Origin of the sequence: Ancylobacter polymorphus (genome assembly GCF_030813495.1) — a bacterium.
In the GTDB taxonomy this organism is placed as follows: Bacteria; Pseudomonadota; Alphaproteobacteria; order Rhizobiales; family Xanthobacteraceae; genus Ancylobacter; species Ancylobacter polymorphus.
Map to the genome: position 1 here is coordinate 719,490 of NZ_JAUSUI010000001.1, position 14,450 is coordinate 733,939.

At 68.5% G+C, this 14,450-nt stretch carries 13 protein-coding genes; 4 read left to right on the forward strand and 9 right to left on the reverse strand.

Annotated elements, in window-relative coordinates; all coding sequences use genetic code 11:
- Positions 1 to 293: 293 nt before the first annotated feature.
- From J2S75_RS03745 to J2S75_RS03770, 6 genes are all read right to left on the reverse strand, one after another.
- Complete coding sequence (locus J2S75_RS03745) at positions 294 to 587, reverse strand: addiction module antidote protein (RefSeq protein WP_307018302.1); 294 nt, start codon at positions 585 to 587, stop codon at positions 294 to 296.
- A 2-nt stretch (positions 588 to 589) separates the two neighbouring features.
- The gene (locus J2S75_RS03750) at positions 590 to 883 is read right to left on the reverse strand and encodes a type II toxin-antitoxin system RelE/ParE family toxin (RefSeq protein ID WP_307018304.1); all 294 of its coding nucleotides are present in this window, start codon (positions 881 to 883) and stop codon (positions 590 to 592) included.
- 50 nt (positions 884 to 933) lie between these two features.
- Positions 934 to 1,680 (reverse strand): alpha/beta fold hydrolase, encoded by a 747-nt coding sequence (locus J2S75_RS03755; RefSeq protein ID WP_307018306.1) that lies wholly within the window; start codon positions 1,678 to 1,680, stop codon positions 934 to 936.
- Positions 1,681 to 1,751: 71 nt separating this feature from the next.
- A complete protein-coding gene (locus tag J2S75_RS03760) occupies positions 1,752 to 2,267 on the reverse strand; it encodes an O-acetyl-ADP-ribose deacetylase (RefSeq protein WP_307018308.1) in 516 nt (171 codons plus the stop codon).
- Positions 2,268 to 2,275: 8 nt separating this feature from the next.
- Positions 2,276 to 2,644, reverse strand: a complete 369-nt coding sequence (locus J2S75_RS03765) for a DUF4087 domain-containing protein (RefSeq protein ID WP_307018309.1) — start codon at positions 2,642 to 2,644, stop codon at positions 2,276 to 2,278.
- A gap of 20 nt (positions 2,645 to 2,664) precedes the next feature.
- The gene (locus J2S75_RS03770; protein WP_307018311.1) at positions 2,665 to 3,651 is read right to left on the reverse strand and encodes a hypothetical protein; all 987 of its coding nucleotides are present in this window, start codon (positions 3,649 to 3,651) and stop codon (positions 2,665 to 2,667) included.
- 166 nt (positions 3,652 to 3,817) lie between these two features.
- Between J2S75_RS03770 and J2S75_RS03775 the strand changes: the two genes are divergently transcribed.
- The 3 genes from J2S75_RS03775 (at position 3,818) to J2S75_RS03785 (ending at position 6,312) form a co-directional block, all read left to right on the forward strand.
- Entirely contained in the window at positions 3,818 to 4,066 is a 249-nt protein-coding gene (locus tag J2S75_RS03775) for a zinc-finger domain-containing protein (protein WP_307018313.1), read from the forward strand.
- A 9-nt stretch (positions 4,067 to 4,075) separates the two neighbouring features.
- Entirely contained in the window at positions 4,076 to 5,254 is a 1,179-nt protein-coding gene (locus J2S75_RS03780; RefSeq protein WP_307018315.1) for an FAD-dependent monooxygenase, read from the forward strand.
- Positions 5,255 to 5,364: 110 nt separating this feature from the next.
- Positions 5,365 to 6,312, forward strand: coding sequence for a DMT family transporter (locus tag J2S75_RS03785; RefSeq protein WP_307018317.1), 948 nt, complete (start codon positions 5,365 to 5,367; stop codon positions 6,310 to 6,312).
- A gap of 116 nt (positions 6,313 to 6,428) precedes the next feature.
- On the opposite strand, the gene J2S75_RS03790 is transcribed toward J2S75_RS03785, so the two are convergent.
- Positions 6,429 to 7,457, reverse strand: a complete 1,029-nt coding sequence (locus tag J2S75_RS03790; RefSeq protein WP_307018319.1) for an LLM class flavin-dependent oxidoreductase — start codon at positions 7,455 to 7,457, stop codon at positions 6,429 to 6,431.
- A gap of 200 nt (positions 7,458 to 7,657) precedes the next feature.
- Between J2S75_RS03790 and putA the strand changes: the two genes are divergently transcribed.
- A complete protein-coding gene (gene putA, locus J2S75_RS03795) occupies positions 7,658 to 11,497 on the forward strand; it encodes a trifunctional transcriptional regulator/proline dehydrogenase/L-glutamate gamma-semialdehyde dehydrogenase (RefSeq protein ID WP_307018321.1) in 3,840 nt (1,279 codons plus the stop codon).
- Between the two features lie 59 nt (positions 11,498 to 11,556).
- Here putA and gad read toward each other — a convergent pair whose 3' ends face one another.
- Both gad and J2S75_RS03805 read right to left on the reverse strand, forming a co-directional pair.
- Positions 11,557 to 12,885, reverse strand: coding sequence for a glutamate decarboxylase (gene gad / locus J2S75_RS03800; protein WP_307018502.1), 1,329 nt, complete (start codon positions 12,883 to 12,885; stop codon positions 11,557 to 11,559).
- Positions 12,886 to 13,054: 169 nt separating this feature from the next.
- The gene (locus J2S75_RS03805) at positions 13,055 to 14,371 is read right to left on the reverse strand and encodes a TolC family protein (RefSeq protein WP_307018324.1); all 1,317 of its coding nucleotides are present in this window, start codon (positions 14,369 to 14,371) and stop codon (positions 13,055 to 13,057) included.
- Positions 14,372 to 14,450: the final 79 nt, after the last annotated feature.

Consider the following 14,450-nt stretch of genomic DNA (forward strand, 5'->3'; position numbering starts at 1 on the left):
GGACCGAACCTAGCACAACGGCCCGCATCGGCCTACGCTGCCGGGATTGCAGGATTGCATTGTCGCGTTCCGGTGCCCGGAGGGATAACGGCAAGGCTGACACGGCACGGAATCGAAATATCAGCTTTCCCGCGCAAGCGATTCCGCCGACTCCGTTATTCCGCCTGACCGGCGACCTCACTCCCGCGTCCGCACCGGGACGGCACACGGCGCGGAGCCCGGGGCGGAATCGGAATGTGAACGTTGCCCGGCAAACCGCTTATCCGACTCTGCTTTTAGGCCGGCGGACCGACTCACGCCGCGCTTTTCGGCGCCACCGTGAGCGTGAGCCCGAGCGCACGCACGACACCGAGCAGCGTGGAGAGGCGCGGATCACCGTCCGCGCTCAGCGCCTTGTACAGCGCCTCGCGCGTCACACCGGCATCCCGGGCGATCTTCGTCATGCCCTTGGAGCGAGCGATCGCGCCAAGCATCGTGGCGATCACCGCCGGATCGCCATCCTCGAACGCCGCCTCCAGATAGGCGGCGACATCTTCGGCCGTCTCGATATGGTCAGCTGGATCCCACGTGGTCGTCTCCAACGCCATGTTCACTCCTCCCATTCGGCCGCGAGGCGGGTGGCGAGAGCTATGTCGCGGGTCTGCGTGCGCTTGTCGCCTCCTGCGAGCAGGATCACCAGCTCCGTCCCACGCCAGGTGAAATAGAGCCGGTAGCCCGGCCCGTAGTCGATCCGCAGTTCGCTGATGCTCCCGACACGCTTGGCATCGCCGACATTGCCGCCGGCAAGACGGGCGATGCGCGTATCGATCCGCGCCCGAGCCTGCCTATCCCTGAGGCCACGGAACCAGGCAACAAACTCAGCCGTCTGCCGCACCTCGATCATGAATGTGAACTATAGTTCACAGAACGCGGGCTGTAAACGCGCGTTCACGCCTACTCGCTCAGGAACGCCAGCACCGCTTCCTTGAACACCTTGTCGCCCACCGCGCGCATGTGGTCGCGGTCGGGAATGTCGACCGCGCGCGCGCCTGATATCAGCGCCGCGAGCGGGGCGGCGGCGCCGGAGACCTCGTCGCGGGTACCGACGCAGATCAGCGTCGGCACGGCGATCCGCATCACCTCCTCGCGGCTCAGCGTGCGGCGGGAGCCGACGATGCAGGCGGCCAGCGCCTCCCGGTCGCTCTTGGTCTGGTCGGCGAAGGCGCGGAACATGCGGCCCATCGGGTCGGTCACGTCGTCGAGACTGGGAGCGCGCAGCGCATCGGCGATGGTGATGGGCAGACCAGCGCCGGCAATGAGGTGAATGCCGATTCCGCCCAGCACCAGCGCGCGCACCCGCTCCGGCGCGGTCAGCGCGGCGCAGGCGCTGATCCGCCCGCCCATGGAGTAGCCCATCAGGTCGACACGGCCGAGGCCGAGATGGTCGATCAGTGCCAGCACGTCGCGCGCCATCAGCCAGGGATCGTACAATTCGGGCTGATAGAGCTTGGCGGAAGCGCCATGGCCGCGATTGTCGAGCGCGATCACCCGCCGCCCCGCCCCGGTGAGGGTCGAGACCCAGCCCGGCCCGACCCAGTTGATCTCCTTGGTCGAGCCGAAGCCATGCACCAGCACGATCGGTTCGCCCTCCCCCTCGTCGAGATAGGCGAATTCGATACCGTCATGGGAGAAGGTCGGCATGGCGCGCTCCGTTCAGGGAGCGGGCACGCTAATGAGCCCGCCCCGCCCTGCCAAGCGCTGGCGCGACGGCGTCACGTCTCCAGCGCGGCCAGCAGGTCCTCATAGACCCGGAGGTCGGCGTCGGTGAAGCAGCAGAAGATGACCTCCCCCGGCACGCCCGGCTGGTCGCGGAAGCCCGCCGCCGTCGCCACCGCGATGCCCGCGGCCCGCTCGATGGGATAGCCGTAGCGCCCGGTGCTGATGCCGGGAAAGGCGATGCTGCCGAGGCCATGCGTGCGCGCGAGCTCAATGCTGCCGCCATAGCATTGCGCCAGCAGCGCATCTTCGCCATGCCCGCCCCCACGCCAGACCGGGCCGACCGTGTGCAGGACAAAGCGCGCCGGCAGATTGTAGCCGCGCGTCATCTTGACCTCGCCGGTCCGGCAACCGCCGAGAAGCCGGCATTCGTGCAGCATCGCCGGTCCCGCCGCGCGGTGGATCGCGCCGTCGACTCCGCCACCGCCAAGCAGCGACGAATTGGCCGCATTGACGATGGCATCGACGGCAAGTGTGGTGATGTTGGCCTTGATGGCACGCAGGGCGATCATCGGAAGCTCTAGCCCGGCTTCTTCAGCGCCTTATCGTTGCGGCAGCGCGACAGAGGCAGGATCGTGCCGGAATAGATGCGGGTAATGTTCATCGAAGCCTTGTCGGTGTCGACGCTGAGGCAGGCGCAGCCATAGCCATAGCCGTTCGGCTGCAATTTCACATATTGCTTGGCGTCGAATTCCGGGGCGTTGTCGAAGCCTTCCGCCTCCAGCCCGCCCTGCGAGCGCATCCACCAGTCGCCGTCGCGATCGGTGAGATACCAGTTGCCCGGCGTCGGGTTCACATACCAGCCGCAGCGGTTTTCCGCCGCGCCGGCTCGAAGGGTGACGAGCGCGAGCGCGGCGAGCGCGCACAGCATCGGCAGGAAACGGCGCATCTGAACCTCCTCGGCGAGCCTCACGCCGGCAGGGGCAGCGGCCGGCGTCGCTTTTTCTTCCACATCGGACGCAGCATCGCCACCACCATCGCATTGAACGAGGCGATGAGGCCGAGCACGTTCAGCGCGGCGGCGATGATCCAGTAGGCGAGCTTGGCCATCGCCTCGGTGAGGAACAGCGCCCCGCGCCCCAGCGTCTTCACCACCGCCAGCGTCTTGCCGCCCTTGGCCTGCGCCAGCGCGCTCAGCCGCGCCGCACCGGCGGCATCGTCGACATGGCGCAGCCCGGCGAAGGTGGCGCGCGTGCCGGCTTTCGAGCCCGCCGTGCCGAGATCGCCCACCAAGGCGGCAAGTTGCGCCTTCGAGCCGCCGCGCACCGCCGCCGCGATATTCCCCGCGAAGCGCCCGCCGACGACGCCGGCGCGCCGCGCGCCCTTCAGCACCGAGAGCCCGGCGCGGAAGGTCAGCGGCGCGCCGAAGGCGGCATAGGTCGCCCCGGTCGCCACGATGCCGATGCCGGCGAGATTGACCATGAAATGGTCCACCGGCTCGCCGCGCGCCCAGTTCGCCGCCTCGCGACCGAGATCGCGCACATCGCCCCAGACGGTGAGGTCGCCCGCCGCAGCACCCGCGAGCCCGGCCATATCCTCGCCCTGCCCGGTGAGGAAACCATGGCCGAAGCTCCCCGCCCCGCGGGCGAAGCTCGCGCCCGGCGCGTTGGCGAGGGCGACACGGCTCCGGCGCTCGGCCGTCACCGGCACGCCGCGCTCCTGCGCCAGTTCGACAAAGCTCGCTGCCAGTTCGGCATCGTTCTCCGCCAGCGCCGCGTCGATCTCCTGCGCCACCCGCGCCTCGGTCAGCACGCCGGCGAGCTGCAGATCCGCGAGCCGCGCCGCATCGTCCTGCGCGCTCACCAAAGCAAAAGCCTGCCGTCCCGCCGGCACCACCCAATGGGCGGCACCCGCGAAGGCGAGCAGAAAGCCGAGAGCGGCGAAAAAGCGGTACATGGGCGGGATATGGGGCGTGCGGCGCGCGATTTCATGTGTCTGCCCGGCCATTATGGCGAAGCGATGGGGGCGGCGTGCACAGGCGCGGCATCCGGCCCCTTGGACCCAGGCCCGCCAGCGGCTATGGTCGCGCCGATTTCAACGCGAGCGCGGACAGGCGGACATCATGGCGGGCCACGTCGTTCCCCATTTCCACAATTCGGCCGGCGTGGCGAAGATCGCCATCGGCGCCAAGGAATTCATGTGCGTGGGCGCGCTGCCGCCCTATGACCACCCGCATGTGTTCCTCGACATGGGGTCGGACAGCGAGATCATCTGCCCCTATTGCTCGACCCTCTACACCTTCGATTCCCACCTGCACGGCACCGAATCGAACCCGCCGGGCGCGCTGTTCGAGATTCCGGCCGCTGCCTGAGCGCGGCCCTTGCCCGCCCGCTCCCTCGCCATCGCCGGTGCCGGCATTGGCGGCCTCACCGCCGCCCTTGCGCTGGCGCAGGCCGGCTTTGCCGTCACGCTCGTTGAGCGGGCGGAGGTTCTAGAGGAAGCCGGTGCCGGCGTGCAGCTCGCCGCCAATGCCACGCGCTGCCTGAAGGCGCTCGGAGTCTATGAGCGCGTCGCCGCTGAAGCCGTGCTCCCCACCGCCTTCGCCGTGATGGACGGTCGGTCCGGCACGCGCCTCGCCGGCGGGCCGATGGGCACGCAGGCCGAGGCCCGGTTCGGCGGGCCTTTCCTCGTCATTCACCGCGCCGATTTGCAGGGCGCCCTGCTCGCCGCCGTGCGCGAGGTGCCCGCCATCACGTTGAAGCTCGGCCATGCGCTGGAGAGCTTCGCGCCCGAAGCCTCCGGCGTCAGGTTGAACCTGCGCCATGCCGGCGGCACGGAGACCCTGCGCGCCGACGCGCTGATCGGCGCGGACGGGCTACGCTCAGCCGTCCGGCGTGTACTCCTGCCGCAGGCGGCGCCCTCCTTCCGCCACCGCGCCGCCTGGCGCGCCACCGTGCCGGCGGAAGCACTGCCCGCCGCCCTCACCGATCCCGTGACCCGGCTGTGGATCGGCCCCGGCGCCCATCTCGTCACCTACCCCGTCAAGGCCGGCCGGGCGATCAATCTGGTCGCCGTCATGCCCGACGAGCGCGAGGTGCATGGCTGGAGCGAGGCCGCCGCCCGCGACGAGCTTCTGGCGCATTATCGCGGCTGGTGCGCGCCGGCCCGCGCCTTGCTCGACGCGCCGGAACGCTGGCTGCGCTGGGCGCTGTTCGATCTCGACCCGCTCACCAACTGGGGCGACGGGCCGGTGACGCTGCTGGGCGACGCCGCCCACGCCATGCCGCCCTTCCTCGCCCAGGGCGCGGCGCAGGCGATCGAGGACGCGGTGGTGCTGGCGCGTGAACTGGCCGGCGCGGACGACATCCCCGCCGCGCTGCGCCGCTACGAGGCCGCGCGCCAGCCACGCACCGCCCGCGTGCAGCGCGCCGCGCGCGGCATGGACCGCATCTATCATCTCAAGGGCCCGGCCCGCCTCGCCCGCGACCTCGTCATGCGCGTTCAGCCGGAAAGCGCGGTGCTGGAACGCTACCGCTGGATCTATGACTGGCGGGCGTGACGCCGGGCCCGCGCTCTGATCTTCTTTTCTCATGCCCCCCATGAGAACATCTCGTTTTCCGATCCAAGCCGCGCCGCCTAACGTCTCCGCGATCCATGTGGAGACGACGCATGCCCACCGCATCGAAGGCGAACCCGTCCGGCGCCGTCCCGGCCGCACCGGCGACCTTTCTGCCGCTGCCGCTGCTGGTGGCGCTGTTCTGCGTGCTGTGGTCTTCGGCCTTTGCCGGGGCCAAGCTGTCGCTGGCCGATTGCCCGCCGCTGATCCTGCTCGCGGTGCGGCTGCTGCTGGCGGGCTCGCTGATGCTGGCACTCGCGCCGCTGTGGGACAGCGGGGCGCGCCGAAAGGGCCTGCCGCCGATCCGGCGGCGGGACATCGTCGCCCTCATCGGCATCGGCGTACTCAACAATGCGGTCTATCTCGGCCTCAACTGGACGGCGCTGACCTTCACCTCCTCGGCCTACACCGCCGTGTTGACGAGTTGCCTGCCGCTGCTGGTGGCGCTCGGCGCCGGGCCGCTGCTGGGCGAGAGGATGAGCCCGGCGAAATGGGCGGGCATCGCGCTGGGGCTGATCGGCGTCGTCATCGTGCTGCGCTCGCGCCTTGCCGGCGCGCATGAAACGCTGGCCGGCACGCTGCTCATCGCCGGCGGGGTCAGCGCGCTCGCCGCCGGCACGCTGGCGTTCAAATATCTCGCGCCGCGCGGCGGCATCTGGAGCGGCAATGCCGTGCAATGTCTGGCCGGCGGGCTGGCGCTGATCCCGGTCGCGCTGGCCACCGAGAGCACCGGCGACATCCGCCTCACCGCCAACCTCATCGGCGGCCTCGCCTTTCTGGTGATCGGCGTCTCCATCGGCGGCTATGGGCTGTGGTTCTATCTGCTCACCCGCGCCTCGGCGACGGCGGCCTCCAGTCTGCACTTCCTTATGCCGCCGCTCGGCCTGTTCTTCGGCTGGCTGCTGCTGGGCGAGGCCGTGCCGCCGCTCGATTTCCTCGGAATCGTCCCCATCGCGCTCGGCATCTGGCTGGTGACGCGGCCGGCGCGCGGGCCGGCATAGCCGTTTCGCACGTCATCTCGACCGCAGCGTAGAGCCGCGATCGTCAGCCAGCAGCGGCCCGCCATCCCGGATCGGCCTCAGGTCGTCCGGGATGACGCTGTTTCAGGGGTGCCGCTTCAGGCCACCGCCGATACCGCCTGCAGCGCCTTCACCAGCGTGTAGGAGCGCTTCTTCGCCGCCATGTCCGGAATGGCGGTGGTGATCATCAGTTCGTCCGCCTGCGTGGTGTCGAGGAACCGCTCCAGCCCCTCCGCCACCTTTTCCGGCCCACCGACCAGCACCTTGTCGCGGTTGCGACGGATAAAGACACGATCCGCTTCGCTATAGGGATAGGCGGCCGCCTCCTCGGCGGTGGGAATGGGCCCGTAATGCCCGCGCGCGCGGCGCAGATGGGCGAGATCGACGCTGCCGGCGAGATATTCCGCCTCCTCGTCGGTCGGCGCACACACGACAGCCAGTGCGAGGATGGCATGCGGCGCCGCCAATCGCTCCGAGGGCTGGAAGCCGGCGCGGTAGCTCAGCATCGCGTCCAGCACATCATGCTGGGCGAAATGATGGGCATAGGCATAGCCCACCCCGATCTGCGCCGAGAGCCGGGCGCTGTAGCCCGACGAGCCGAGCAGCCATATCGGCGGCAGCTTCACATCCACCGGCATCACCTGGATGTTGCGATAGGGATGGTCCGCCGGCCACTGTCCGGTGTCCCACAGCATCAGCTCTTTCAGCCGGTCGAGGAAATCGTCGCCGGGATCGACATCTTGCCGGCGCCGCAGCGCGTGCGAGGTGAGATGGTCCGTGCCCGGCGCCCGGCCGAGGCCGAGGTCGACCCGGCCAGGATAAAGCGCTTCCAGCACCTTGAAGCGCTCCGCCACCATCAGCGGGGCGTGATTGGGCAGCATCACCCCGCCGGAACCGACGCGGATGCGCTCGGTCGCCGCCAGGATTTGCCCCGCCATCACATCGGGCGCGCCAGAGGCGACGGAGGCGAGGTTGTGATGCTCGGCGACCCAGAAGCGGGTGAAGCCGAGACCATCGACATGGCGCGCCAGTTCCAGCGTGCCGCGCAGCGCCTCCGGCCCGCTTGAGTCGGAAGCGACGAAGGAGAGGTCGAGGACGGAAAGGGGGGTGTGGGTAAGACGGGTCATGGCGATGAGGTGGGGATCGGTCGCCTGCCTGCCAAGGAGTATCCTCGATGTGACCGGGACGGAACGCCGCGCGGTTCGACATGTTCCGTTCGTGGCAAGGAGCGACGCCTCTGTCGCCCGGCCCGTCAGCTTTTGAGTTGCACCTTTTTGCGCCTTTGGTTACACCTCATCATCTTACCGGATAGATTTGGGGAACCCTCATGTCCACCACAACGATCGGCGTCAAGATCGATGAGGACCTGCGTGCCCGGCTGAGGGCCGCTGCCGAGCGGGAGGGTTGCACCCCGCACGCTCTGGTCAAGGGCGCGCTCACCGCCGCCATCGAGCGCACGGAGCGCGGGCTGGAAGCGGTTCCGCAGGTCGATACCGTGCCGGAGCCCGCCCCGACCCTCAGTGGCGTGTCGGGGGACAGCCCCTTCCTCCCCTTCGCCCGCGGCATCCGGCCCCAGAGCGTGCTGCGCGCCCGCGTCACCTCCGCCTATCGCGTGCCGGAGACCGAGGCGATGCCGGTTCTCATCGGACCGGCCACCCTGCCGGCGCCGAAAGCCGAGGCCGCCCGCGCCCGCGCACGGCAATTGGTCGAAGCGCTGCGGGCCAAGGGTCAGAAGGGTCCGGTCGAAGGGCTGATCCACGAATATTCGCTCTCCAGCCAGGAAGGCGTGGCGCTGATGTGCCTCGCCGAGGCGCTGCTGCGCATTCCCGACCGCGCCACACGCGACGCGCTGATCCGCGACAAGATCGGCCATGGCGACTGGCAGTCGCATCTCGGCCACAGCCCCTCGCTGTTCGTCAACGCCGCGACCTGGGGTCTGGTGCTCACCGGCAAGCTGACCTCCACGACCAGTGAGGCTGGTCTCACTGGCGCTCTCACCAGACTCATCGGTCGCGGCGGCGAGCCGCTGATCCGGCGCGGCGTCGATGTCGCCATGCGCATGATGGGCGAGCAGTTCGTCACCGGCCAGACCATCTCCGAGGCGCTGGCCAATTCCCGCCGCATGGAGGCGAAGGGATTCCGCTATTCCTTTGATATGCTTGGCGAAGCCGCCACCACGGAAGCGGATGCCCAGCGCTATTACACCGATTACGAACAGGCGATCCATGCCATCGGCAAGGCCTCGGCCGGGCGTGGCATCTATGAGGGGCCGGGCATCTCGATCAAGCTGTCCGCGCTGCACCCGCGCTACAGCCGCGCTCAATATTCGCGCGTTATCAATGAGTTACTACCCCGCGTCGCCGCGCTCGCCAAGCTGGCGCGCCATTACGACATCGGGCTCAACATCGACGCCGAGGAAGCCGACCGGCTGGAAATCTCGCTCGACCTGCTTGAATCGCTTTGTTTCGATGAGGCACTAAGCGGCTGGAATGGCATCGGTTTTGTCATTCAGGCCTATCAGAAGCGCTGCCCTTATGTGGTCGATTACCTGATCGACCTCGCCCGCCGCTCCGGCCATCGGCTGATGATCCGGCTGGTGAAGGGGGCCTATTGGGACAGCGAGATCAAGCGCGCCCAGGTGGACGGTCTGGAAGGTTTTCCGGTCTATACGCGCAAGATCCACACCGATGTGGCCTATCTCGCCTGCGCCCGGAAGCTGCTGGCGGCACCCGACGCGGTGTTCCCGCAATTCGCCACCCACAACGCCCAGACGCTCGCCACCGTCATGGAGATGGCGGGGGCTAACTACTATGCCGGGCAATATGAATTTCAGTGCCTGCACGGCATGGGCGAACCGCTCTATGAGGAGGTGGTCGGCCGCGAGAAGCTGGGTCGCCCCTGCCGGATCTACGCACCCGTCGGCACCCATGAGACGCTGCTGGCCTATCTCGTCCGCCGCCTGCTGGAGAACGGGGCCAACACGTCCTTCGTCAACCGCATCGCCGATCCCGATGTGCCGGTCGACGAATTGATCGAAAGCCCGGTCGAAGCCGCCCAGCGCATCGAGCCGATGGGCGCCCCCCATCCCGGCATCGCCGCGCCGGCCGATCTGTTCGGCGCGGAACGGCGCAATTCGGCCGGACTGGACCTTTCCAACGAACAGCGCCTCGCCTCCCTCGCCGCCGCCCTGCTCGCGGGCAGCGCGGCGCCGGTGGCGGCAAAGCCTTTGCTGGCGGGGCCTCTCACCATGGACGGGCCGACCCGCCTGGTGCTGAACCCCGCCGATCATCGCGACACGGTCGGCACGGTGGAGGAGACCGCGCCGGAAATGGTCAGCCGCGCGATGGCCTATGCCAATGCGGCGGCGCCGATCTGGCAGTCCACCCCCCCGGACGAGCGCGCCGCCTGCCTGTTCCGCGCCGCCGAGCTGATGGAGGCGCGCCTGCCCGCCCTCATCGGCCTCATCGTCCGCGAGGCCGGAAAGTCCTACCCGAACGCCGTGGGCGAAGTGCGTGAAGCCGTTGATTTCCTTCGCTATTACGGCACTCAGGTACGTCATGGCTATTCCGGCGACACCCATCGGCCGCTGGGACCGGTAGTGTGCATCAGCCCGTGGAACTTCCCGCTCGCCATCTTCACCGGCCAGATCAGCGCGGCGCTCGCGGCCGGCAATGTGGTGGTGGCCAAGCCGGCCGAGGAGACCCCGCTCATCGCCTTCACGGCGGTCGAGATCCTGCGCGAGGCAGGCGTGCCTGATGGCGCGCTGCAGCTTGTCCCTGGCGATGGCAAGGTCGGCGCGGCGCTGGTCGCCGACAGCCGCACGCGCGGGGTGATGTTCACCGGCTCCACCGAGGTCGCGCGTCTGATCCAGCGCCAGCTCGCCACCCGGCTCAGCCCGGATGGCAGCGTCATTCCGCTGGTCGCCGAAACCGGCGGACAGAACGCGATGATCGTCGATTCCTCGGCGCTGGCGGAGCAGGTGGTGGCCGATGTGCTGTCCTCCGCCTTTGACTCCGCCGGCCAGCGCTGTTCGGCGCTGCGCGTGCTCTGCCTGCAGGAGGATGTCGCCGACCGCATGCTCGCCATGCTGCGCGGCGCGTTGAAGGAGCTCAGCGTCGGCAATCCGGTGAATCTGTCGACCGATATAGGTCCGGTCATCTCGGCCGAAGCCAAGGCCGGGATCGAGGCCCATATCGAACGTCTGCGCAAGGCCGGTTGCCGGGTGGAGCAGTTTCAGCTCGGCGAGGAAGCGGCGCACGGTACCTTCGTCCCGCCGACGCTGATCGAGATCGGCGAGATCGGAGACCTCACCCGGGAAGTGTTCGGCCCGGTCCTGCATGTGGTGCGCTATGCCCGTGACGGCCTGGACCGGCTGATCGACGCCATTAACGCCACCGGCTACGGCCTCACCTTCGGCCTGCACACCCGCATTGATGAGACCATCGCCCATGTCGGCGCGCGGGTCGAAGTCGGCAATGTCTATGTGAACCGCAACATCATCGGCGCCGTCGTCGGCGTGCAGCCCTTTGGCGGGCACGGGCTTTCCGGCACCGGGCCGAAGGCGGGCGGGCCGCTCTATCTCGGGCGCCTGCTCTCGCGCCGCCCGGCCGCTCTGCTGCCGGCACGCGAGGCCCCGTCCCCCGCACGGCTCTGGGTGGATTTCCAGTGGGATACCGGCATTCGCACCATGTGCGGGGCGGTGCTGGACAGCTCGCCCTTCGGCCACATCGCGGAACTGCCCGGCCCGGTGGGCGAACGCAATGTCTATGCGCTCTCGCCACGCGGCACCGTGCTGTGTCTGGCGGCCACCGAACGGGGGCTCGCCGTGCAGATCGCCTCCGCCCTTGCCACGGGCAACCGCGTGTTGCTGGAAGGCTCGCAAATGCCGGCGCTTCCCAGCGGCCTGGAAGATTGGGTGCAGATCACCGACAGCTATGACGGGGCGGTGTTCGATGCCGTCCTGTTCGAGGGCGATGGCGATGCGCTGCGCCGCCTGAACGAAGCCATCGCCGCCCGCGAGGGGCCGATCGTGCTGGTCCATGGCCTGGCGCCGGACGACATCGCACGCGGCGAGGTTTATCCGCTCGACCTGCTGATGCTGGAACGTTCCACCAGCACCAACACGGCCGCCGCCGGCGGCAATGCCAGCCTGATGACGCTGGGCTGACGCGGCACGAGGGCCCGGGCGCCATCGCCCGGGCGCCATGGCGCGCCCGGGCGTTGCGTTCAGTTGTGGTTGAACCCTGCCGCCTCGTCATCGGTCAGCGGGTGCGTGACCGGATGCTTGGCGAAGAAGTCGAGCGTCCGGCGGAAATCGTCGAGCAGTAGGCTGGCGAGATCGCGGCTCACCCCGTGGCGCACCAGAATGCGCTGGATGACGAGGTCCTGCCGGTTCGCCGGCATGGAATAGGCCGGGACCTGCCAACCGCGCGAGCGCAGCCGGTCCGCTAGGTCGTAAAGGGTGTAACCGCCGAAACCCTTGTCGTCCTTCAGCTTCCAGCACAGCGCCGGAATGCCGGTGTGCCGGTTGCCGTCGTAGAGAATCTCGAAGGGCCCGAGCGCAGCGATCTCGCGCGCGAGATATTCGGCGGTGTCGTAGCAGGCGTTCTGGATTTTGGCGTAGCCCTCGCGGCCCAGCCGGACGAAGTTGTAATATTGGGCGACGACCTGTCCGCCGGGACGGGAAAAGTTGAGCGCGAAAGTGGGCATGTCGCCGCCGAGATAGTTCACGTCGAAGACGAGTTCCGGCGGCAGGTCGGTCGCCTCGCGCCAGATCACCCAGCCCACGCCGAGCGGGGCGAGCCCGAATTTATGGCCCGACGTGTTGATCGACTTCACCCGCGGCAGGCGGAAATCCCAGGGGAGCTCCGGTGCGCAGAAGGGCGCCAGGAACCCACCCGAGGCACCGTCGACATGAATCGGGATATCGAGGCCCGTCTCGGCCTGCAACCGGTCCAGCGCGTCGCTCACCGCCTTCACCGGCTCATATTGGCAGGTGAACGTCACGCCCAGCGTCGGCACCACGCCGATCGTGTTCTCGTCGACCCGCGCAATCACCTCCTCCGGCGTCATGATCAGCCGATCGCCTTCGAGCGGAATCTCGCGAAGCTCGACATCGAAATAGCGGGCGAATTTGTGCCAGCAGATTTGCACCGGCCCGCAGATCAGGTTGGGTCGGTCGGTGGACTTTCCCTCCTTGGCGCGGCGCTTGCGCCACTGCCACTTGAGCGCGAGCCCGCCCAGCATCGCCGCTTCCGACGAGCCAACGGTGGAACAGCCAAGCGTGGTGAGAGGATCCGGCGCGTTCCAGAGGTCGGCCAGCATGCGCACGCAGCGCGCCTCGATTTCCGCCGTCTGCGGGTACTCGTCCTTGTCGATCATGTTCTTGTCGATCGACAATTCCATGAGATCGCGGATCTCGTCATCGACCCAGGTCTGGCAGAAGGTGGCGAGGTTCTGGCGCGAATTGCCGTCCAGCATCAGCTCGTCGCGCACCGCCGCGAACACGTGGCGAGGCTCCCTCTGGACGACCGGGAAACCGGATTTCGGCAGCATTCCCAGCAGGTCGGGCGAGGAATAGATGTCGTCGAGGAGATCGTCGCGCAGATCGGTGCTGGGCTTTTCGGGCGTCAAGGCTGGCGTCCTTTCAGGCTGGTGGAGCCGCTGGAGTAAGCGACATGGGGGCGGCGAACGCAAGCAAGCCCTGCCAAGGGCTGTGCCAGCCTCACCGGGCGTCCAGTGCCGCCGGCACGTCGCGCGAGGTCATCGCGCCGAGCACGAAGGCGAGATTAGCGGCCGCGACCAATGAGGCCGCATGGGCGTCGGACTGCGCGATCCGGGCGGTCAGAAGCCCGCTTTCGGCGGTGGTGGCGGCGGTGATATCGCCGACGCCGCTCTCATAGGCGCCGAGCGCCGCATCATACGTTACCGCCGCAGCTTCTGCGAGCGCCGTTGCCGCACGGTAGGAGGCGAGCGCCGAGCGCAGCGTATCGGCGGCGACGACAATCTCGCGGGCGGCCGCGTCGCGGGTCGCCTCGAACGTCGCCTCGCTGGTGGAGGCCAATGACTCCGCCTTCTTCAGTTGCGCTGCCCGCAGCCCGCCATCATAGAGCGGCATCGTCACCCCCAGCAGCACGCCCGTGGTCGAGGCCTGCTGGCCGATGGTCGGCAGGCCGGTGGCGCTGAAGCTCGCCCCTCCCCCTGCAGCGACCGCGCCAAGGAACACTTTGGGCATGAACTCCGCCTCCGCGGCACCGACGGCGGAGCGGGTCGCCTTCATGGCGGAGAAAGACGCCAGCACATCCGGACGGCGGGCGAGCGCGGCCTTGATCATCTCTTCCGTCGGCGTTCCCACCGAGGCTGGCAGCGCCCGCCGGCCGGGTTCGCGGACGCTGATGCGGGTCAGCGGGGACACGCCCATCGCCGCCATCAGCAGCTGGTAGGAATCGCGCTCGGCGCCTTGCGCCTGCACGAGGCCGAACTGCGCCTGCGCCACCAGCTGCCGCCCTTGCGCCACCTCCACCGTCGTGCCGCGCCCCTGATCGTTCCGCGCCTGTGCCGCCGCCGAGATCTTTCGCGCATTGCTGGCATTCTGCTCGGCGATCCGCACCCGGCTGCGCGCCGCGCCATAGAGGAAATAGGCGCGCGTCACATCGTGGATGATCTTCTGATGCGTGCCGTTGAACAGGATATTGGCGGCGGTCGCGTTGTGGCGAGCGGCCTTATGCAACGCGTCGCGCTGGCCGAAATCGAAGACAAGCCATTGCAATGCGACCTGCGGCGACACGCCCTCAACCCGGCTCGACACCTGGTTCACGCTGCCCAAAGTGACCGGCAGCGTCGACGACACGTCCTGCCAGCCGCCGATGACATTGGCGGAGATGAAAGGCAGATAGGTCGCCTCCACCATGCCGGTGGTCAGGGCCGCCTGCCGCGCCTGCTGCCAGGCGATGCGGGTCTGCGGATTCTGCATCTGGGCGATGTCGATGAGTTCCGGCAGCCCATAGGCGCGGCGGGGGTCGATGCCCGGGGTCGGCTGCATCTGGGCAACGTCCGGATCAGCCGGGACGCTGAACAGCTTGGCCGACGCTTCCGCCGCACCGCTCGCGCCAGTGGACGCT